The sequence below is a fragment of the Sphingomonas sp. BL-S-05 genome (assembly GCF_055521695.1).
In genome coordinates this window covers 730,005-749,062 of the sequence record NZ_CM145499.1, presented here as the reverse complement: position 1 = coordinate 749,062, position 19,058 = coordinate 730,005, and the positions used below count along the sequence as shown (strand labels likewise).

Genomic DNA, 19,058 nt, shown 5'->3' with positions numbered 1-19,058 from the left:
ATGGGAGGGGCATCAGAAGCGGACGACGGTTTGGAGCCAGCCCCGCCAGTCCGGGATCGGTTCGATGCCGCTGGCGGTGACGTCGGGCCTACCGATGCGGCGGGCGATGGCGGTACGGATCGCCCAGTTGGGGCCGCGCAGGTCGAGGCCGAAACCGGTGGCATGGAAGGCGGTGGTGTTCGATCCCGTCCGCCACGGCCGCGCGTTGGTCCAGATGCGTCCCCCGTCGAGAAACGCCAACCCCTGAAGCTGGACGTTACCCCATTCGATCGCCCGACGCAGTTCGAGCGTCGTCAGGACGCCCTCGTCGCCGATTCCCTGTCCGACGCCATAGGCGCGAACGCCGCCCGGACCACCCAGCAGGAAACGCGCGGAACTGTCGAGGTTCCTGCCCGCCGCCTGGCCACTGACCCCGGCAAGGAACGTCCAGCGGCGATTGCCATCCAGCGTCTGTAGCCGGGACACCCGGCCGGACAGTTTGGCATAATTCCCGGCGGTCCGTGCGGTAAGCTGGTCGATGAGGCGCTGTTGCGCGTCGCGGTCCAGGTCGACCCTTCCGAACGTCAGCGTCAGCGCGGCCTCGTTCAGGCCGCCACCACCGATCGCGTCGATGCGGTTGCCCGACAGGGCGACGGACAGGTTGTCCAGACGCCGGTTGCTGATGATCGTGCCCAGCGCGCGATCTTCCAACGCAAGACGTTCATAGCCGAGCGCCAGTGACAGATTGCTGCCGCGAGAGCGCAGCAGCGGAGCGTTGATCCCGATGTTGTTCGAACGGGCCGATCCGTCGAGCGCCAGGACGCGCAGCGCGGGCTGACGCACGTCATATTCGAGATAGCTGGCCGCGACCTGCAGGCGGATGGGCGAGGTGCCGATCGGTACCGCATAGCCCGCGTTCAGCAGCGTGCTGCCCGAGGCTAGGCTGACGCCCATCACGACTTGATCCCCCACGCCCAGCGGATCGACCAGGCGCAACCCCGCGCCCGCACGGATCATGCCGGTGCTGGCATTGCCGTAATTGTCCGTCGTCAGATCGCTGGAAAGCAGCGCATCCTGCTTGGCATGTACGATCAGCCGCGTCGTACCCGGCCGGCTGCCTGGTGCCAGCGTCGATCGCACCGCCATGCCCGGCAAGTCGTTGACGATCAGCAGGCCGCGTTCGAGATCGGCGGCCCTGAGCGGCCGTCCCGATCGCACGGCGGAGGCGATCGGACCGGTAATCCGGTTGCGCCGCAGCCGGGTATGCCCTTCGACCGTAATGGCATCCGGCCCGTCGTCGAGCCGCCCGGCCAGGATCGCGATCTCGATATTCCCGGCGGTTACGTCCTGCCGGGGAAGATATGCACTGGCCACGGCATAGCCCCGCCCGCGCAGATAACGGGTGATGTTGTCGGCCAGCTTTTGAAACCCGGCATGGTCGAGCGTGCGCCCGATGACGGGCTCCACCAGCAGCGCAAGCTTTTCGGCCGACGCCAGATCGCGGTCGCCACCGAAGCGGATGGCGCGTACTGTGACCTGCACGCCCGTGCCCTCGGCCGCCGAGTCCGGCATCGGGAGATCCAACACCTCTTCGCCCCGTGGCGTTGTGCTGCCGGGGGCCATGTCGCCACGGCGTTGCTGGTTCAGCAGCGACCCGGCATCGGGTGCACGCTGGGCGTAGGCGTTCGTCGCCATCAACAGTGGCAACATCGCGGATACTGCGCCCGTCAGGCGACAACTACTGATCAAGACCGAGAACCCCTGCTCTTCCCGGCCATTCCCGTAGTTTTTGCTTGGTAAAAAACTTGTTACCTGTGATCGGTCTAAACTATTCTACCCAGCCGTATCAGTTTGAATCACATGTTTTAATTATATTTCTATTGCGATTGCCCAGTTGCGGGCTGCTTGGCTAATAATGTTACGCAACAGATATCATGACCGGAGCATCATATGGAACGCGCACGATTATTTGTCAGTGTGCAGTTCGTTTGAAGCCGGTCGTACCTAGCAGCACCCGACATGACGGCCGCCTGCGGCCAGCCGGTCGCTGCTGGAGCCACGGTGTCGTTGCGCATGTGGAAAGCACCAACCCGTCACTCCAGCAGTTGCTCACGCGCGATAGCCGCCTTGCCGTTCGAGCATCCAGCCGGGATATTCCGCCGGCAGCTTCGTTACCGCATCGAGCGCGGCGAGGTCGTCCGCGTCGAGCGACACCTGCGTCGCCGCGATGTTGTCGGCGAGCTGCTCCACCCGCTTGGCCCCGACGATCACGCTCGTCACCACCGGCTGGTGGAGCAGCCAGGCAAGCGCCACCTGCGCGACGGTGCAGCCTTTCGTTTCGGCAATACGCCGCATCTCGGGGATCACCACCGAACCGCGTGTCCGGTCGACCGGCGGAAAGTCGAACGTCGCGCGCCGACCGTCCGCCGCCTGCCCCTCGCCGTCATACTTGCCCGACAGATAGCCCCCGGCAAGCGGGCTCCACACCATCAGCCCGATCTTCTCGGACCGAAGCATCGGCACGATCTCGCGCTCCAGATCGCGGCCGACCAGCGTGTAATAGGCCTGCAGCGACAGGATCGGCGCCAGCCGACGCGCCTCGATGATACCGACGGCCTTCACCACCTGCCACGCTGCCCAATTGGACAGGCCTAGGTAGCGGACATGGCCGTGACGGACGAGCGTATCGAGTGCCTCCAGCGTCTCCTCGATCGGGGTCGCGGGATCGAAGCCATGGATCTGGTAGAGGTCGATATGGTCGAGCCCGAGCCGCTGGAGGCTCTGCTTGCATTGGCTGATGATGTGCGAACGCGAAGCGCCGCGCGCATTGGGTCCGTCACCCATCGGACCCAGCACCTTGGTCGCTACCACGACATCGTCGCGAGCGACGCCGAGATTCCTGAGCGACTGGCCCAGAATGCGTTCGCTTTCGCCGCCGGCATAGACGTTGGCGGTGTCGATGAAGTTGATGCCGGCGTCGAGCGCTGTCTTCACCAGCGCGTCGGCCTCCTCCTGGCGGAGCTGGCCGATCTGGCCCCACATGCCGTCGCTACCGCCGAAGGTCATGGTGCCGAGGCACAATTCGGATACGAACAGGCCGCTGTGGCCGAGCTGGCGCATACGCATGGGTCGTTCTCCTGCTGGGACTGGATGCGGGGGAGATAGGCGGCAGACGCGCGTCCCGGCGACGCCGATCCGATCAATATTTTGCCCGATCTTATCAACACGACCCGCTGGCCCGTGCATCGGCGCGGATCACCCGCTAGCTTGCAACCGATGACGACGCTGATCGACCTTGCGCCGCTGATCGAGCGCCACTGGTTCGCGCATGGCCGCGAGACGCCGATCGACGGCCTGCTGCTGACCCGCGCGGAGACGCCGAGCGGCATCATCCGCTCGGTCTACCGCCCGTCCTTCTGCCTCGTCGTGCAGGGCGCGAAGACGACGATGCTGGGCGAGACACCCTATCGCTACGCCGCTGGCCAGTGCCTGCTCGCCTCGCTCGACCTGCCGGTCACGGCGCGGATCACGCAGGCGAACGCGCAGTTGCCCTATCTCGCGCTGTCGCTGGCGATCGATCCGGTAATGGTTACCGAACTGCTCACCGACCAAGCCGGGGCGCTGGCCGATACACCTGTTTTCGCCGCACTTTCGACTGCCGAGCATGATCCGGCGCTGTGCGATCCTCTCAAGCGGCTGCTTGACCTGCTCGATTCCCCACGCGATGCGCAGGTGCTTGCGCCGCTGGTCCGGCGCGAGATCGTGTGGCGATTGCTGGGCGGCGCGCTGGGACCGGCACTGCGCCAGATCGGGCTCGCCGACACCCATGCCGCGCGCATCGGCCGCGCCACGGCGCACATCCGCGATCATTATGCGGAGAGCTTGCGCGTCGCCGACCTGGCGGCGCTGGCAGGCATGAGCGTCCCCGGTTTCCACCGCCACTTCAAGGCGGTCACGACGATGACGCCCGTTCAGTTCCAGAAGCAGGTACGCCTTCAGGAAGCCCGCCGCCGCTTGATCGCCGCCGAGGAGGTCTCCCGTGTCGGCTTCGCGATCGGCTATGAAAGCCTGTCACAGTTCAGCCGCGACTATCGACGCCTATTCGGCGCGCCGCCGGGCCGGGATGCCGCCGCGATCCGGGCGCGGCTCGTGCCAGAACCGGCATTACCCTAATACTTGACTCCGTCAAGTAATCGGGTCCAGCATGCCGGTCATGGAAGATGCAGACGTCACCGCGGTTCGCCGCTTCAACCGCTTCTATACACAGACGGTCGGCGCGCTGGATGCGCGCTTCCTCGACACCGATGCGAGCCTGCCCGAAGCGCGGTTGCTGTTCGAGATCGCCACGCGCGAGCCTGTTACCGCCAGCATGTTGCAGGACGTGCTGGGCATGGACGCGGGGTATCTCAGCCGCATGATCGCACGGTTCCAGGCGCGCGGCTGGGTCGTGCGCGTGGTGCGGGCGGATGATGCGCGCGCCCGCGACCTGCGACTGACCGGGGCGGGACGCGACGCCTTCGCGATCATCGACGGGCGCCAGCGCGCTGCGGTGCGCGATCTTCTGGACGAGGTACCGGGCACGAGCCGGCGCGACCTCGTCGAGGCGCTGACCCGCGCCCGCCTGTTGCTCGATCCGGCGTCGGGCGGGCCGTTCCATATCCGCCCGTTCCGCACGGGTGAGCCTGCGCTGATTGCCGCCCGGCAATCGGTCCTTTACGCCGAAAGCCATGGCTGGGGCCGCGAGCTCGAGGTGATCGAGAGCGAGGTGACCGCAGCCTTCCTGCGCGACTTCGATCCCGCCCGCGAGCAATGCTGGGTCGCGGAGATCGACGGGGTGATGGCCGGCGCGGTGTTCTTGACCGACGAGGGGGACGGCCTCGCGCGCCTGCGCCTGCTCCATGTCGAACCGTTCGCGCGGCGGCGCGGGATCGGCGAGGCGCTGGTCGCGCAATGCGTCGGCTTCGCACGCGAGAAGGGCTACACGGCGCTGACGTTGTGGACGCAAAGCGTGTTGGAGTCCGCCCGTCGCATCTATGCCGCGCAGGGCTTCCGCTGTGTCGAGACGGCGATGCACGACCGGTTCGGCGTACCGCTTCGGGGAGAGACGTGGCGGCTGGAGCTGGCGGCATGAACGGTGCGCTGACGATCCGCCCGGCGGTGGAGGACGATCTGGATGCGCTGCGCGCCCTGATGACCCTGGCGATCGAGCGCGGCCAGGCGGCAGTGCTGACACCCGCCCAGATCGTCGCGAGCCGGGCCGTAATGGGGCTGGATACGCAAATCGTGCGTGACGGCACCTACTTCATCGTCGAGGAAGGCGGTGTGGCGGTCGGCTGCGGCGGATGGAGCCGACGCGCGACGCTCTATGGCGGCGATCATAGCACCGGGCTGCGCGATCCCGCACTGCTCGACCCGGCCCGCGACGCCGCCCGTATCCGCGCGATGTACACCCACCCCGATCATATCCGGCGCGGCATCGGCCGCATGGTGCTCGACCAATGCGAGCGGGCGGCGGCGGACGCGGGTTTCACGGCCGGCGAACTGATGAGCACGGCCAGCGGCGAACGGCTCTACGCCGCGTGCGGCTATCGCCCGCTCGAACGCGCCGACGCGGACGTGAATGGCATCATCGTGCCGCTGATCCGAATGCGGAAGGTCCTTCATCCGGCCGGGAGCGGCGGGTGACCCGCCGGCCTGCGCTTCGCTGCGGCGTGGCCGCCCGATAGCTTTCAAACCGGGCCGGCATTGGCGCCGAGGTCGAATGTACCGATGTTCCTCGCGGAAGCGAGGTTGGCCGCGTCGGTCGCGGCATCCATCACCCGCTTCTGCAAGGGCGTCACGATCGCGAAACTGGCGCTGGCCCGGATCACGATCCCGGCGGCAGCGCGCATGTGTCGCCGATGCCGACCAGCTTTCAGGCTTAGGACGGACCGCCGACCACGGACAGGGCATGGTCGACGAACCGATCCTTCTCTCCGACCGGCGCGACATAATGCAGCGCCTCGCGCGCGAGGCCGGGCGAGCCGCCCCGCGCGATCATCCAGGCGGCGAGGTACGGTGCCGCAAGGCAGCCGCCTGCGGTGGCAACGTTGCCATGCGCGGCGAAGGGGGCGTCGATGACGATGACGCCGGCCTCAACGACCCACGGCTTGGTGGTGAGATCGGTGCAGGCCGGCAGGTCGCCGATCAGCCCCAGCTTGGCCAGCAGCAGCGTGCCCGAACATTGCGCAGCGATCAGCTGTCGCGCCGGATCGAGGCGCAGGCAGGCCAGCATCGCAGGGTCGGCGGCGATCTCGCGGGTGCGATGGCCGCTGCCAATCAGGACCGCGTCCGCCTCCTCGACGAATGCGAGCGGCCGTTGGCGGTGGACGATGACGCCGTTCAGCGACGTCACCGTCTCGGTCGGCGCGGTGATGTGCGCGGTCCAGCCATGCGAGCGCAACCGGTTGAGGATCGCGGCGGCGACGAAGGAGTCGAGCTCGTTGAAGCCGTCGAAGGTGAGGACCGCGACCTGCATCAGCTTTGCACCGAACCGCTGAACAGGGTCCGTGTCGCACCGGCGACCCATACCTGTCCGGCGTCGTCCTGCGAGACGTGGATGCGCCCGGTGCGGCCCAGCCGGATGCCCTGCGCGGCGACGTAGCTGCCGCTCGCGCGGCCGCTGGCGAACAGCCACTGGCCGACCGACGCGTTGAGGCTGCCGGTGACAGGATCCTCGATCAGTCCGCCATGCGCGTCGCTGAAGATTGCGCGAAGCTCGAACGCGACCTCGCCGCCGGGGGCGTGCGGGCCGACGATGCCGATGTCGATGTGTTCGTGATGATGCCGCGCCGGATCGACCGCCAGCACCGCTTCGGCCGATTCCAGCAGGACCGCGATCCAGCCCGGCCCATTGTCGGCCCAGGCGGCATCGACGATTGCCGTCCGATCGATGCGCAGCAGCGTCGCGACCTGCGCGATTTCCGCCTCGGTCGGCGCGCCGCCACGGAGCAACGGTGGTGCGGCGAAGGCGAGCCGGTCGTCGTCGCGCCGGATCGTCACCAGCCCGACGCCGCATTCCTGCACGATCACGCCGTCCTGCTTGGGCTGCCCGCCCGCTTCCAGCCACGCATGCGCGCTGCCCAGGGTCGGGTGGCCGGCAAAGGGCAGTTCATGGGCCATGGTGAAAATCCGGACCCGATAGTCCGCCGCCGGGTCGGTCGGCGGCAACAGGAAGGTCGTCTCCGAGAAGTTCAGCCAGCCCGCGATCGCCTGCATCTCCTGCGACGACAGACCTTCGGCGTCGGCGATGACCGCCAGCGGATTGCCGGTCAGCGGATCGGTGCCGAACACGTCGACAAGGCGGAAAGGGCGGGTCACGGTCTCGGTTCTCCTACGAGTGATGCCGCGTGCTACCCTGCGGAGGCTGGTGCGAACAGGCACGGACCGATACAATCGCGCCGAACTGTATTGGTGGAAACAGCATTACGATGGGCATGGAGGCTGACGAGACCCGCACCGGCATGGTGGTGCGCACGATCCGCGACCGCATCGAAGCGCGGGCGTTAACGCCCGGCGCGCGGCTTCCGTCGATCCGCGCGATGGCGGAAGCGAGCAACGTCGCGCGCTCGACGGTGGTCGACGCCTATGACCGGCTCGCCGCCGAGGGAGTGATCCGGTCGCGTCCCGGGTCGGGCTTTTATGTCGCCGCGCCGCTCGCGCCACTGGCGCTGGACCGGCTCGGCGCCACCCAGGAGCGCGAGGTCGATCCGTTGTGGATGCTGCGACAGTCGCTGGGCGAGCAACGGCATGACCTGATGCCGGGATGCGGCTGGCTGCCCGACGACTGGCTGGCGAGCGACGCGCTGCGCAAGGCGATGCGCGCCGCCGCGCGGGCCGGCGGCGACGGGGCGCTGGCCGGCTATGCCTCGCCACGCGGCTCGCTCCCGCTCCGCGTGCTCTTGGCGCGGCGGATGGCGGATCAGGGGATCGAGGCCGGTCCCGACCAGATCCTGCTGACCGACAGCGGCACCCACGCGCTCGATCTCGTCTGTCGCTTGCTGCTGCAACCGGGCGACACCGTCCTGGTCGACGATCCCTGCTATTTCAACTTCCTGGCGCTGCTGCGGGCGCACCGGGCCAAAGTGATCGGCCTGCCGATGACGCCGACGGGCCCCGATGTCGCCGTTTTCGCCGAGGCAGCCGCGGCGCATCGCCCGCGTTTCTATCTTACCAACTCCGGCATCCATAACCCGACCGGCACTTCGCTTGGCACACCGACTGCGCACCGCCTGCTCAAGATCGCCGAAGCGCACGACATGGCGGTCGTCGAGGACGACATCTTCGCCGACTTCGAGCATACGGCAGCGCCGCGACTGGCGGCGTTCGACGGGCTCGACCGGACGATCCGGATCGGCAGCTTCTCCAAGTCGCTGTCGGCGGCGGTCCGCTGCGGCCACATTGCCGCGCGACCCGACTGGATCGAGGCGCTCGCCGACCTGCGCATCGCCACCTCGATGGCGGGCAGCCCGCTGGCGGCGAACCTGCTCCATGCGGTGCTGACCGACGGCAGCTATCGCCGCCATGTCGAGGGCGTGCGCACCCGGCTCGCGCGGGCCACGGCGCGGGTGAGCAAGCGGCTGCGCGCGGTCGGCATCGAACCGTGGATCGAGCCGGCGGCGGGCATCTTCCTCTGGGCACGGTTGCCGGACGGTGTCGATGCCGTCGACCTCGCCCGTCGCGCCATCGGTGACGGCATCGTGCTGGCGCCCGGCCCGGTGTTCAGCACCAGCGGCGGATGGCGTGACCATATGCGGTTCAACGTCGCGATGAGCGACGACGATTGCCTGTCCGCTTTCCTGGAATGCGCGCAGCGATAGCTGCCGATACGCAGTTTCAGCTTCGGCAATCCCCGGCCTTGGCCCCCAATGGGTACAGGGAGGGGTACAACCGTTCCGATCGCCGGGTTGGCGGCTTGGGATCAATGACTTGGCGTAGGATGGTCGGGGAGACAGGATTCGAACCTGCGACATCCTGCTCCCAAAGCAGGCGCGCTACCAGACTGCGCCACTCCCCGACGGAGGGTTGCGCCTAGGCCGGTATCGGCCGCGACGCAAGCATTTGGTGGGCCCGGCAGGACTCGAACCCGCAACCTAGCCGTTATGAGCGGCCAGCTCTAACCATTGAGCTACAGGCCCCACCTGCGGCGCGAGCGATAGCGTTGCCGGCCACGCCTGCGCAAGGGCGTTGATGCCCCCTGCCCGCTTATGCCGAATCGCGTTCGACCAGCACCGGCGGCATCATGACCGACGGCGCATCCTCGCCGGCGATGCGGCGAAACAATGCGGAGACCATTTCGTCGGCACCGCGCGCGATGTCCTGCCGCACGGTCGTGATGCGCGGCACCGCACTGACCGCAAGCGGGAGATCGTCATAGCCGACCACCGGCATGTCGTCGGGCACACGGATGCCGCGATCCGCCAGCACCCGCAGCGTCGTCAGCGCGATCACGTCGGAGGCGGCGGCGATGCCGTCGATCTCGCCGCCGACACGGTCGAGATGCGCGGTCACTTCCTGCACCATGATGTCGGAGGCGAGATGCGTGTCGAGCTGGATTGGCGGATGCTCGATCCCCGCCGTCGCCATGGCAGCGGCGACCCCTTCGTAACGCTGGCGGATTTCCGGGGCGCGCAGTTCGCCGAGGAACGCGATGCGCCGCGCGCCGCGCGCGATCAGCCGCTCTCCCGCCAGACGCCCGCCGGCGATATTGTCGGTGCCGACCGCGCAATGCACCTGCCCCGGCAGGTCGCTGCTGCCCCAGGCGACGAGCGGGCGATAGCGGCGCGCCACGCGCTCGATCGTATCGACCTGATCGGATTGGCCAATCAGCAGCACGCCGTCCATCATCCCCGAATCGACGATCCGCTCCAGCCAGTCGGTCGCATCGGGAATGATGCGCGACAGCATCAGGTCATAACCGTCCTCGGTCAGCCGGTCGGCGAGGAAGCCGAGCATCGTCATGAAGAACGGATCGGACAGATGCTGCCGCCGTTCATGGCCCAACGGCACGACCACGCCGATCACCCCGGTGCGCTGCGTCCTGAGCCGGCTCGCCATCTGGTTGGGGCGGAAGCTGTGTTCGGCGGCCAAAGCCTGGATGCGGTCGCGGGTTTCGGCGTTCACCAAGGACTTGCCTGCCAGCGCGCGAGACACCGTCCCCGGCGACACCCCCGCCAGCCGCGCCAGATCGGCGATGGTCCGCACCCGGGACTTTTGTACATCCTGCTCCATGACGCTGCTTGTACGAACAAAATCTCACCGTCCGCCAGTAAAAATATCGACGCATATTGGAACGTTGCAAACGTTTGCCAAAGACGATAGCGGGTCGTGGTTGCCAGCGTGCTTGCGACGTCACGCCATGGTGCGGCACAACGCCGGCCATTCGACGAGAGAGGATCGAAATGCATTCCGACAGGATCGTTGCCGGCGTGGAACTGGGTGGCACCAAATCGATTGCGGTGCTCGGGCGCGGGCGGGAGATCATCGACCGGTTCCGCGTGCCGACGACCACGCCCGACGAAACGCTGGGTGCAGTCGCGGCAAAGTTGGCCGAATGGCGCCACGACCATCGTCCCGCCGCGATCGGCATTGCCAGTTTCGGCCCGATCTCGGTCGCCGACGGCACGATGCTGCCGACCCCCAAGCCGCATTGGGCCGGGGCCGAGATCGTCGCGCCGCTGGCGCAAGGGTTCGACAAGGTCGCATTCCACACCGACGTGACCGGCGCGGCACTGGGCGAAGGGGCATTCGGCGCGGCGGTCGGCTTGTCCGACTTCCTGTACGTCACCGTCGGCACCGGGGTGGGCATGGGGATCATCGCCGGCGGTCGGCCGGTCACGGGCATGATGCATCCCGAGGCCGGGCATATCCGCCTGCGCCGTCGCGCCGACGATGGCTTCGCCGGCGCCTGTCCCTTTCACGGCGACTGTCTGGAAGGACTGGTCAGCGGGCCGGCGATCGCGGCGCGGACCGGCGGGCCGGCGCATCTGCTGTCGGCCCAGGATCCGGCATGGCGCGATGTCGCCGATGCGCTGGGCGAAGCGTTCGCAATGCTGTTCCTTACCCTCTCCCCGGCCCGTATCATCGTCGGCGGCGGGGTCGGGCTGGGCCAGCCGCAAGTGCTGCCGATGGTGCGCGAACGGGTGGTCGCGGCGCTGGGCGGCTATCTGGGCTATGTCGATGCCGGATCGATCGCGGAGCGGATCGTGCCGGCGGCGCTGGGCGAGGAAGCCGGTCCGCTGGGTACGCTCGTCATGGCGCAAGACATGCTGGCGTAACGCGTCGCGCTGATCCAAAGTCGGCGCGATGAACGACCATAGCGAAGAACCGTCCGGCGCCTCGCGCGGCACGCAGACGCTGATGCGTGGCCTCGACCTGGTCGAGGCGTTGCGCAACGAACCATTGCGCGTCGCCGAACTGGCGCGGGTATTGGGCCTCAGCCGGACGACGACGCACCGGCTGGCCGCGGCGCTGGTCGAACGCGGCTATGTCGCGCAGGCCGAGCGTGGGTTGCTGACGCTGGGGCCGACGCTGCTGCAGCTGGGCTTTACCGCGCATCGCCGTATCGATCTGGTCCGCGTCGCACGGGCGCGGATGGAGGCGCTGTCGGCCGATACCGGGCTGTGCGTGTTCCTCGGGCGGCGCGATGGCGACCATTCGCTCCATCTCGACCGGGCGGCGGGCCGGCAGCGGCTGGAAGTATCCACCCGCCCCGGCGACCGGCGCCCGGTGGCGCAGACCGGGCTCGGCAAGGCATTGCTGTTCGACGAGCGGAACGACGGCCTGGCGCGGCTATACCGGGCGACGGGTGCCACCGACGCGAATGCCGTCGCCGATTGGGTAGACGCGATGCGCGCCAACATTGCGCGCGGGCATGTGATCCATGACAGCGTGGGCAATGACGGCATCCGGTCGATCGCCGCCCCGATCCGCGACGTGTCCGACGCGATCGTCGCCGCGATCGGCATCGCCACCGCCGCACAATATCTGACGCCGGACAAGGTCGCCGCGATCGGACCGAAGGTGGCGGAGACCGCGCGCGCGATCAGCCGCGACCTGGGTTATGCCGATCCCGACCCTTCGGTGCCGGTCGCGTCATTCTCCTTGGCGCCATCGCTGCCATGATAGTCCTTCAGACTCTGCCCGCCGTCGAAGCGTCCTTCGTCGCTGGCGTCATGCGGGTTGGGATAGGCACCGCCCCCTGACTCGCCGCCGCCGGGCGCCGTGTTGACGCCGTCCGGCTTGGCGGTGTCGGTGCTGTTGCCGACTGCCTGATTGGGTTCAGTATCGCTGGTCATGGGTTCGTTCTCCTTCACAGTGAAGGCGTTAACGCGCCGGCCGGCGATCCGGGTGCGTCCCCCCAAAGCCCTCTCCCCTTCAGGGGAGAGGGTTGGGAGAGGGGCAGTCGCGGGCGCTATTGCTTGTGAAGCCCCCTCTCCCCGGCCCTCTCCCCTGAAGGAGAGAGGGAGGTTGGTTACGCCAGGACGAAGCTGCCGTTCACGCCATCCGCCTCGGCCGACGGCGCGACCCAGATACGGAAGCTGCCCGGTTCGACCACCGGCCGGTTCTGCACCCCGATGAAGCGAAGGTCGTTGGCGCGTAGCGTAAACTCGACGACCTTCGATTCCCCCGGTGCCAGCGCAACGCGCTGAAACGCCTTCAATTCCCGCACCGGGCGGGTGATGCTGGCGGCCATGTCGTGGATATAGAGCTGCACGACCTCGGTCGCCGCCCGCGTCCCGCTGTTGGTGACCCGTGCCCGCACCTTCAGCGCGCCATCGCTGTTCAGCCGCCCGTCTCCCAGATCGAGGTCGCTATACGCGATCCGGCCATAGGTCAGCCCGTGCCCGAACGGGAAACGCGCCGCATTCGGCCCCTCGCGATAGCGCGCCTTATAGTCGGCCAGCGGCCCCGGCGGGTTGGGACGCCCGGTCGTCTTGTGGGCGTAATAATAGGGCTCCTGCCCCGTCGCATAGGGGAAGCTGACCGGAAGCCGCGCCGATGGCGACACTTCGCCGAACAGGATGTCGGCAGTCGCAGGCCCACTTTCCGACCCGAGAAACCAGGTGACGAGGATCGCCCGCGCATCGAGCACCGGCTTGTCGAGGACCATCGCCCGGCCATTGCGTAGCAGGATGACGGTCGGCTTGCCCGTCGCCAGCACCGCCTCCGCCAGATCGAGCTGCGCCTTGGGAATGCCGATATCGACGCGCGACTGCGCCTCGCCCGACATGCGTTGCGATTCACCGATCGCCAGCAGCACGATATCCGCCTGCGACGCAGCGATAACCGCCGCCTCGATCCCGCCGGGAATCGGATCGGTGATGCCCGATCCGTCGACCGCGCTGACCAGCTTCGGATCAGTGACGGCGGCACGAACACCAGTCAGCAGGTCCACCGCCTCTGCATCCGAGCCATAGACGTTCCACGTCCCAATCAACTCACGCTGCCCCTGTACGAACGGCCCGATCAGCGCGATGCGCTTGCCCGATTTGGGCAACGGCAACAGGTCGCCGTCGTTCTTCAGCATGACGATCGACCGCGCCCCGGCCTCGCGCGCCAGCTTTAGATGCTGGGGCGTCCGCACCCGCTGCTTTTCGCGACGCGGGTCGATGCGGCGGAACGGATTGTCGAACAGGCCAAGCTGCGCCTTCAGCGCCAGCACGCGCCGCACCGCCTGGTCGAGCCGTTCCATCGGCACTTCGCCCTTGGCGACCAGATCGGGGAGATGCTTGATATAGAAACCCGACTGCATCGACATGTCGACACCGGCAAGGAAGGCGAGCTTCGTCGCTTCGCGCGCATCGGCGGCAAAGCCATGCGCGATCAGTTCCTCGTCGCCGGTATAGTCCGACACGACCAGCCCGCCGAACCCCCATTCCTTGCGCAGGATCGTGTCGAGCAGCCATGGATTGGCGGTCGCCGGCACCCCCGACAATTCGTTGAACGCGGCCATCGTCGTCGGCGCGCCGGCGGCGAAGGCGGCCTGGAACGGCGGGAAATAGGTTTCGCGCAGCGTCCGTTCGGACACGTCGACGGTATTGTAGTCGAGACCCGCCTCCCCCGCGCCATAAGCCGCGAAATGCTTGGCGCAGGCCGCGACGGCATCGTCGGCGGTCAGGCCGCGCCGGCCCTGGAACCCGCGCACCCGCGCATCGGCCATCGTCTTGCCGAGCAGCAGGTCTTCGCCTGCCCCTTCGATCCCCCGCCCCCAGCGCTGGTCGCGGGCGATGTCGACCATCGGCGCGAAGGTCCAATCGATGCCCGCCGCCGACGCCTCGACCGCCGCCGCTCGCGCCGTCCGCTCGGCCAGATCTGCGTCGAACGTCCCCGCCTCCGCCAGCGGCATTGGAAATACGGTGCGGAAGCCGTGGATGATGTCGGCGGCGAACAGCAACGGTATCTTCAGACGCTGTTCGCGCATCGCCACGGTTTGCATCCGCCGCGCCATTTCGGCGCCGTTGCCGTTGAACACGCCGGTCAGCCGGCCGGCACGGACCTCCGCCAGCTGTTCATCGAATGTCGCCGTCGCGCTGATCGGATTGAGCGCATTCGCCGCCCCGCCCGCCCAAGCGGCCGCCATCAGCGTCAACTGTCCCGCCTTCTCCTCGACGGTCATCTGACCGATCAGCGACTCGACCGATGCCGGCAGCCTGTCGCCCGCCTGCGCCAGCAGCGCCCGCGCCGGCGACGCGTTCCACGCGGCGATCGCGCCGGCGCCCATCATCATCGCCCGTCGCGAAATGCGAATGTCTTCCATGCGATCCCCTCTGTCTCGTTTGCGCAACGAAATGGATGCGCTTGTGTTTCGAATCTGTGGTTGAAGCGCGTTTTAAGATCATGTAACCGGTTACATCAAGAGCGATCGGTGAGAAGCCGACGGATTCGCTGCGATGGGCGCGGCGACGCAGGGAGTGGAATGGTCAACGGCATGGCGAACGCCACCATCCGCGATGTGGCTCGCGCGGCGGACGTATCCGTCGCGTCGGTGTCGCGCGTGCTGAACGGCCACGACAATGTCCGTCCCGAACTGCGCGAACGGGTGCATGCCGCTGCCACCAAGCTCGGCTATGTGCCGCATGCCGGCGCTCGCTCGCTCAGCCTGGCGCGATCGAACGCGATCGGCGTCGTCCTGCCCGAACTGCACGGCGAATTCTTCTCCGAACTGCTGCGCGGCATGGACCGCGAGGCTTCGGCGCGCGGGCTGCAACTACTGCTGTCGAACATGCATGCCGATCCCGCTCGTGGGGTCGAGGCGCTGCGCACGATGCGCGGACGGGTCGACGGCATGGTGGTGATGGCGCCGCATATCGATCCCGATCAGTTGTTCGCGCATCTGCCGACCGGGGTGCCCGTCGTGCTGGTCAACTGCGCGCCGCATCACCAGCCGCGTCCCGAACTGCGCCTCGACAATATCGCGGGCGCACGGGCGATGGTCGATCATCTGGTTTCGACCGGTCGCCGCCGCATCCTGCATCTCGCGGGCCCGGTCGGCAATATCGATGCGGAGGAACGGATGGACGGCTATCGCGCCGGCATCGCCGCCGCCGGCCTCGAACCGCTGATCGAACGCGGAACCTTTCTCGAAGAGTCAGGCGTTTCCGTGGCGGAGAAAATGGTTCGGGAGGGGATCGACGTCGATGCGGTATTCGCCGCCAACGACATGATGGCGATCGGCGTCCTGATGGGCTTGCGCCGTGCCGGGGTGGCGGTGCCCGACCGGGTGGCGGTCGCCGGCTTCGACGACATCCCGCTCGCCCGGCTGATCTCGCCGACGCTCACCACACTACGCATCGACATCGCCGAACTCGGCGAACGCGCCATCGCGCGCCTGACCGACCAGATCGGCGGGGCCGACGACCGCAGCATCGAACTTCGCGCGCCGACCCTGATCGTGCGCGAAACCACTTCACCAAGGGAAGACCCGGAATACCGGGGAACAAGGGGAATAAACGCATGAGGAAGACCATGATCCGCGCGGCACTCGCCGCAGCGACCACGCTGGCGACGGGGGCGGTCGTCGTTCCGGTTGCCGCCTATGCCCAGGTCGGACAGGCGTCGCTGCGCGGTACGATCACGTCGCCAGCCGATAACCGCGTCACGCAGGTGACGGCGGTAGAAGTCGCAACCGGTATTCGCCGAGTCGCAACCGTAGGGGCGGATGGCACGTACAACTTCGCGTCGTTGCGTGCCGGGACCTACCGGCTTGAGATCCAGTTGACCAACGGCACGCGTAATTCCGACGAATTCACGCTTGCGGTCGGGCAGAATGCCGGGCTCGACATCGATCTGACGACTGCCGCAGCGGCTCCAGCAGGGGAGACGACCGAAACCGATCCGGGTAGTGTCGCATCGAACGACGACGAAATCGTCGTCACCGGCAGCCGTATCCGCACCTTGTCGGGCGGCCAGGTCGGAATCAACATTACGCAGCGGTTGATCGAGCAGCTTCCGCAGAACAATCGCAACTTCCTGGCCTTTGCCGATCTGGCGCCAGGGGTGCGGTTCGTTGAGGAAGGCGCCAACGGCCAGGCCCGCCTGCAGGGCGGTGCGCAGCGTTCGAACTCGGTCAACGTGTTCATCGACGGCGTCAGTCAGAAGGACTACGTCCTTAAGAACGGCGTGACCGGTCAGGATTCCTCGCCGGGTAACCCCTTCCCGCAGCTCGCCATTGGCGAATATCAGGTGCTGTCGTCGAACTATAAGGCAGAGTTCGACCAGGTCAGCTCGGTCGCGATCGTCGCCGGCACCAAGTCGGGCACGAACGAGTTCCATGGCGAAGGGTTCGTCGACTACACCAACCAGGACCTGCGCGACCGCCGTCCGACCGAGCTGTTCCCGACCCGCGTGGCGAAGGTCGACACCAAGGACATGCAGTATGGCGTCGCGCTGGGCGGTCCGATCGTCAAGGACATCGCCCATTTCTTCATCAGCTATGAAGGCAAGCGGCAGGAACGCCCGGTCGACGTGCTGCCGGGCAATGGCGTCGACATCAGCGTCATCCCGGCCGAGCTACGCTCGCGCTTCGGCAACTTTACCAACACGTTCAATGAAGACCTGATCTTCGGCAAGATCGACATCTCGCCGACCGCCGAAGACCTCTTCGAATTCTCGGGCAAGTATCGCAAGGAAAGCGGCGACGACCTGGGCAGCGGGATCAGCGCGTTTTCGACCCGCACCAACAACTCGGTCAAGGACATTCGCGGCCTTGCCCGGTGGCAGCACACCGCCGATAACTGGATCAACGATTTCCGCGTGTCATACGAAGACGTCGTGTGGTCGCCGCGCCCGGTCGAACAGGAGATCAACCAGTTCTTCCAACGCACCGAGATCACCGGCACCGGCTCGCGGCGCATCGACCTGCTGCGCATCGGCGGCGGCACCAATTTCCAGGAAAAGGGCCAGAAGGGCTGGACCGTCCAGAACGACTTCACCTACACCGGCCTCGAAGGGCATACCTTCAAGACGGGTGTGAAGGCGAAGTGGGTCAATCTCAACACGCTCGAACAGAACAACATCAACGGTTCCTATACCTATGATGTGAACCTCAATAGCCAGACCGGCTTCCAGACCGACGTCCCGTACCGCCTTGTCTTCGGCGCGCCCAGCGGCTTCGGCAGCTCAACCATTGAATCGAAGAACTTCCAGTTTGGTATTTATGCGCAGGACGATTGGGATGTTACCGACCGCCTGACGCTGAACCTGGGCGTGCGCTGGGATTACGAACGGACCCCGGCATTCCTCGACTTCGTGACGCCGCAGTCGAACCTGACCGCGATCTCCGCGGCGCAGTATCCGAACTTGCAGAACGCCGACTACAACATCAACGACTATATCTCGACCGGCAACAACCGGAAGGCGTTCATGGGCGCCATCCAGCCGCGCGTCGGCTTCACCTATCGCGTCGACCAGGATGGCCGCTTCACCGTCTTCGGTGGCTTCGGTCGCTCGTATGACCGCAACCAGTTCGACTTCTTGCAGCAGGAATTGTCGGTTGGTGCCTTCCAGCAGCGGACCTTCCTGTTCCAGGGCGCGGACCAGCTGAACCCGTGCACGCCGTCAGCGACCTGCATTCCGTGGAATCCGATCTACCTGACCGCAGAAGGCCGTGCGCAGCTAGCGCAGAGCAGCACGGGCGGCGGACGCGAACTGCGGTTCATCAAGAACGATCTGAAGATGCCCTATTCGGATCAGTTCTCACTGGGCTTCCGGTCGCGGTTCAATCCGATCGAACTTGAAGTTGGCTATCAGCACATTTCGAGCCGCGATGGCTTCGTGTATCTGCTGGGTAATCGTCGCCCCGACGGGTCGTTCTTCGCGCCGGCCCCGACCGCACAGAACCCGACACCGCAGTCGCCGTTCGGCTTCACCCCGCCGGGCTTCGGATCGATCATCATCGGCGACAACGGCCTCAAGACCGACGCGGATTCGGCCTATGTAAAACTGACCAAGCCTTATTCGCCGACGTCGCCATGGAGCCTCGACGCAACCTATACCTTCACCGAAGCGTCGGAAAACCGGCAGTTCGGCGAGACCTTCAGCCTCGATTTCCCGTCGATCGACGATTATCCGACGCTGCGATCGGCGGGCGTGCCGCGCCACCGCTTCGTCATGGCGGGTAGCGTCGACACGCCGATCGGGCTGACGCTGTCGAGCAAGTTCTCGATCGAGTCACCGATGTTCATGGTAACGTCGTTCGACAGCTCGAACCCGTACCAGCGCAACGTCGTAGGCCGGTTCCGCGATAGCCTGGGCGATCAATGGGGCCGTCGTCAGCTCGACGTCGCGGCGACGAAGTATATTCCGATCCGGTTCGTCAACGATACCGCTCGGATCCGCTTCCGCGTCGACATCATCAACCTGATGAACGATCGCAACTATATCGACTTCAACAACAGCGCACTCGACAACAGCCGGACCGACGGATCGCAATCGGTCTATGGCGAGCGTTCGTCGTTCAGCATCGGCGGCAACCAGCCGCGCACGATCAAGCTGTCGGCAGGCTTCAACTTCTAACCCTTCCCTACCCTGCCGGGACTGGC

16 protein-coding genes and 2 tRNA genes are annotated in these 19,058 nt (G+C 66.6%); 8 read left to right on the top strand and 10 right to left on the bottom strand.

What is annotated here, in order from left to right:
• Nucleotides 1-12 precede the first annotated feature (12 nt).
• Complete coding sequence (locus ACZ1JS_RS03265; RefSeq protein WP_465167692.1) at nt 13-1,674, bottom strand: ShlB/FhaC/HecB family hemolysin secretion/activation protein; 1,662 nt, start codon at nt 1,672-1,674, stop codon at nt 13-15.
• Between the two features lie 414 nt (nt 1,675-2,088).
• A complete protein-coding gene (locus ACZ1JS_RS03260) occupies nt 2,089-3,105 on the bottom strand; it encodes an aldo/keto reductase (RefSeq protein WP_465167691.1) in 1,017 nt (338 codons plus the stop codon).
• A 150-nt stretch (nt 3,106-3,255) separates the two neighbouring features.
• Here ACZ1JS_RS03260 and ACZ1JS_RS03255 point away from each other — a divergent pair, with 150 nt between their 5' ends.
• From ACZ1JS_RS03255 to ACZ1JS_RS03245, 3 genes are read left to right on the top strand one after another with little or no spacing between them, the layout of a single operon-like run.
• The gene (locus tag ACZ1JS_RS03255) at nt 3,256-4,152 is read left to right on the top strand and encodes an AraC family transcriptional regulator (RefSeq protein WP_465167690.1); all 897 of its coding nucleotides are present in this window, start codon (nt 3,256-3,258) and stop codon (nt 4,150-4,152) included.
• A 40-nt stretch (nt 4,153-4,192) separates the two neighbouring features.
• Entirely contained in the window at nt 4,193-5,110 is a 918-nt protein-coding gene (locus ACZ1JS_RS03250) for a bifunctional helix-turn-helix transcriptional regulator/GNAT family N-acetyltransferase (RefSeq protein ID WP_465168619.1), read from the top strand.
• Entirely contained in the window at nt 5,107-5,664 is a 558-nt protein-coding gene (locus ACZ1JS_RS03245; RefSeq protein ID WP_465167689.1) for a GNAT family N-acetyltransferase, read from the top strand. The genes ACZ1JS_RS03250 and ACZ1JS_RS03245 overlap by 4 nt, the downstream gene beginning before the upstream one ends.
• Nucleotides 5,665-5,708: 44 nt before the next feature.
• On the opposite strand, the gene ACZ1JS_RS03240 is transcribed toward ACZ1JS_RS03245, so the two are convergent.
• From ACZ1JS_RS03240 to ACZ1JS_RS03230, 3 genes are read right to left on the bottom strand one after another with little or no spacing between them, the layout of a single operon-like run.
• Complete coding sequence (locus tag ACZ1JS_RS03240) at nt 5,709-5,870, bottom strand: hypothetical protein (protein ID WP_465167688.1); 162 nt, start codon at nt 5,868-5,870, stop codon at nt 5,709-5,711.
• 29 nt (nt 5,871-5,899) lie between these two features.
• A complete protein-coding gene (locus ACZ1JS_RS03235; protein WP_465167687.1) occupies nt 5,900-6,496 on the bottom strand; it encodes a DJ-1/PfpI family protein in 597 nt (198 codons plus the stop codon).
• Nucleotides 6,496-7,338 carry a PhzF family phenazine biosynthesis protein gene (locus tag ACZ1JS_RS03230; protein ID WP_465167686.1) on the bottom strand — a complete coding sequence of 281 codons (843 nt, stop codon included), beginning with the start codon at nt 7,336-7,338 and terminating at the stop codon, nt 6,496-6,498. Before ACZ1JS_RS03230 ends, ACZ1JS_RS03235 begins: the two co-directional genes overlap by 1 nt.
• Nucleotides 7,339-7,454: 116 nt before the next feature.
• On the opposite strand from ACZ1JS_RS03230, the gene ACZ1JS_RS03225 reads away from it, so the two are divergent.
• The gene (locus ACZ1JS_RS03225) at nt 7,455-8,837 is read left to right on the top strand and encodes an aminotransferase-like domain-containing protein (RefSeq protein WP_465167685.1); all 1,383 of its coding nucleotides are present in this window, start codon (nt 7,455-7,457) and stop codon (nt 8,835-8,837) included.
• 120 nt (nt 8,838-8,957) lie between these two features.
• On the opposite strand, the gene ACZ1JS_RS03220 is transcribed toward ACZ1JS_RS03225, so the two are convergent.
• The 3 genes from ACZ1JS_RS03220 to ACZ1JS_RS03210 form a co-directional block, all read right to left on the bottom strand.
• A tRNA-Pro gene (locus ACZ1JS_RS03220) sits at nt 8,958-9,034 on the bottom strand.
• A gap of 45 nt (nt 9,035-9,079) precedes the next feature.
• A tRNA-Ile gene (locus ACZ1JS_RS03215) sits at nt 9,080-9,155 on the bottom strand.
• Between the two features lie 67 nt (nt 9,156-9,222).
• Entirely contained in the window at nt 9,223-10,248 is a 1,026-nt protein-coding gene (locus ACZ1JS_RS03210) for a LacI family DNA-binding transcriptional regulator (RefSeq protein WP_465167684.1), read from the bottom strand.
• A 170-nt stretch (nt 10,249-10,418) separates the two neighbouring features.
• Between ACZ1JS_RS03210 and ACZ1JS_RS03205 the strand changes: the two genes are divergently transcribed.
• Together ACZ1JS_RS03205 and ACZ1JS_RS03200 are read left to right on the top strand one after the other, a co-directional pair.
• On the top strand, nt 10,419-11,294 hold the full coding sequence (locus ACZ1JS_RS03205) for an ROK family protein (RefSeq protein WP_465167683.1): 876 nt from the start codon (nt 10,419-10,421) through the stop codon (nt 11,292-11,294).
• Nucleotides 11,295-11,322: 28 nt separating this feature from the next.
• On the top strand, nt 11,323-12,141 hold the full coding sequence (locus ACZ1JS_RS03200; RefSeq protein ID WP_465167682.1) for an IclR family transcriptional regulator: 819 nt from the start codon (nt 11,323-11,325) through the stop codon (nt 12,139-12,141).
• Here ACZ1JS_RS03200 and ACZ1JS_RS03195 read toward each other — a convergent pair.
• On the bottom strand, nt 12,078-12,314 hold the full coding sequence (locus ACZ1JS_RS03195; protein ID WP_465167681.1) for a hypothetical protein: 237 nt from the start codon (nt 12,312-12,314) through the stop codon (nt 12,078-12,080). The genes ACZ1JS_RS03200 and ACZ1JS_RS03195 overlap by 64 nt on opposite strands.
• 176 nt (nt 12,315-12,490) lie before the next feature.
• Entirely contained in the window at nt 12,491-14,776 is a 2,286-nt protein-coding gene (locus tag ACZ1JS_RS03190; protein ID WP_465167680.1) for a glycoside hydrolase family 3 N-terminal domain-containing protein, read from the bottom strand.
• Between the two features lie 171 nt (nt 14,777-14,947).
• Here ACZ1JS_RS03190 and ACZ1JS_RS03185 point away from each other — a divergent pair, with 171 nt between their 5' ends.
• Entirely contained in the window at nt 14,948-15,976 is a 1,029-nt protein-coding gene (locus ACZ1JS_RS03185; protein ID WP_465167679.1) for a LacI family DNA-binding transcriptional regulator, read from the top strand.
• On the top strand, nt 15,973-19,032 hold the full coding sequence (locus tag ACZ1JS_RS03180; RefSeq protein ID WP_465167678.1) for a TonB-dependent receptor: 3,060 nt from the start codon (nt 15,973-15,975) through the stop codon (nt 19,030-19,032). The genes ACZ1JS_RS03185 and ACZ1JS_RS03180 overlap by 4 nt, the downstream gene beginning before the upstream one ends.
• Nucleotides 19,033-19,058 lie beyond the last annotated feature (26 nt).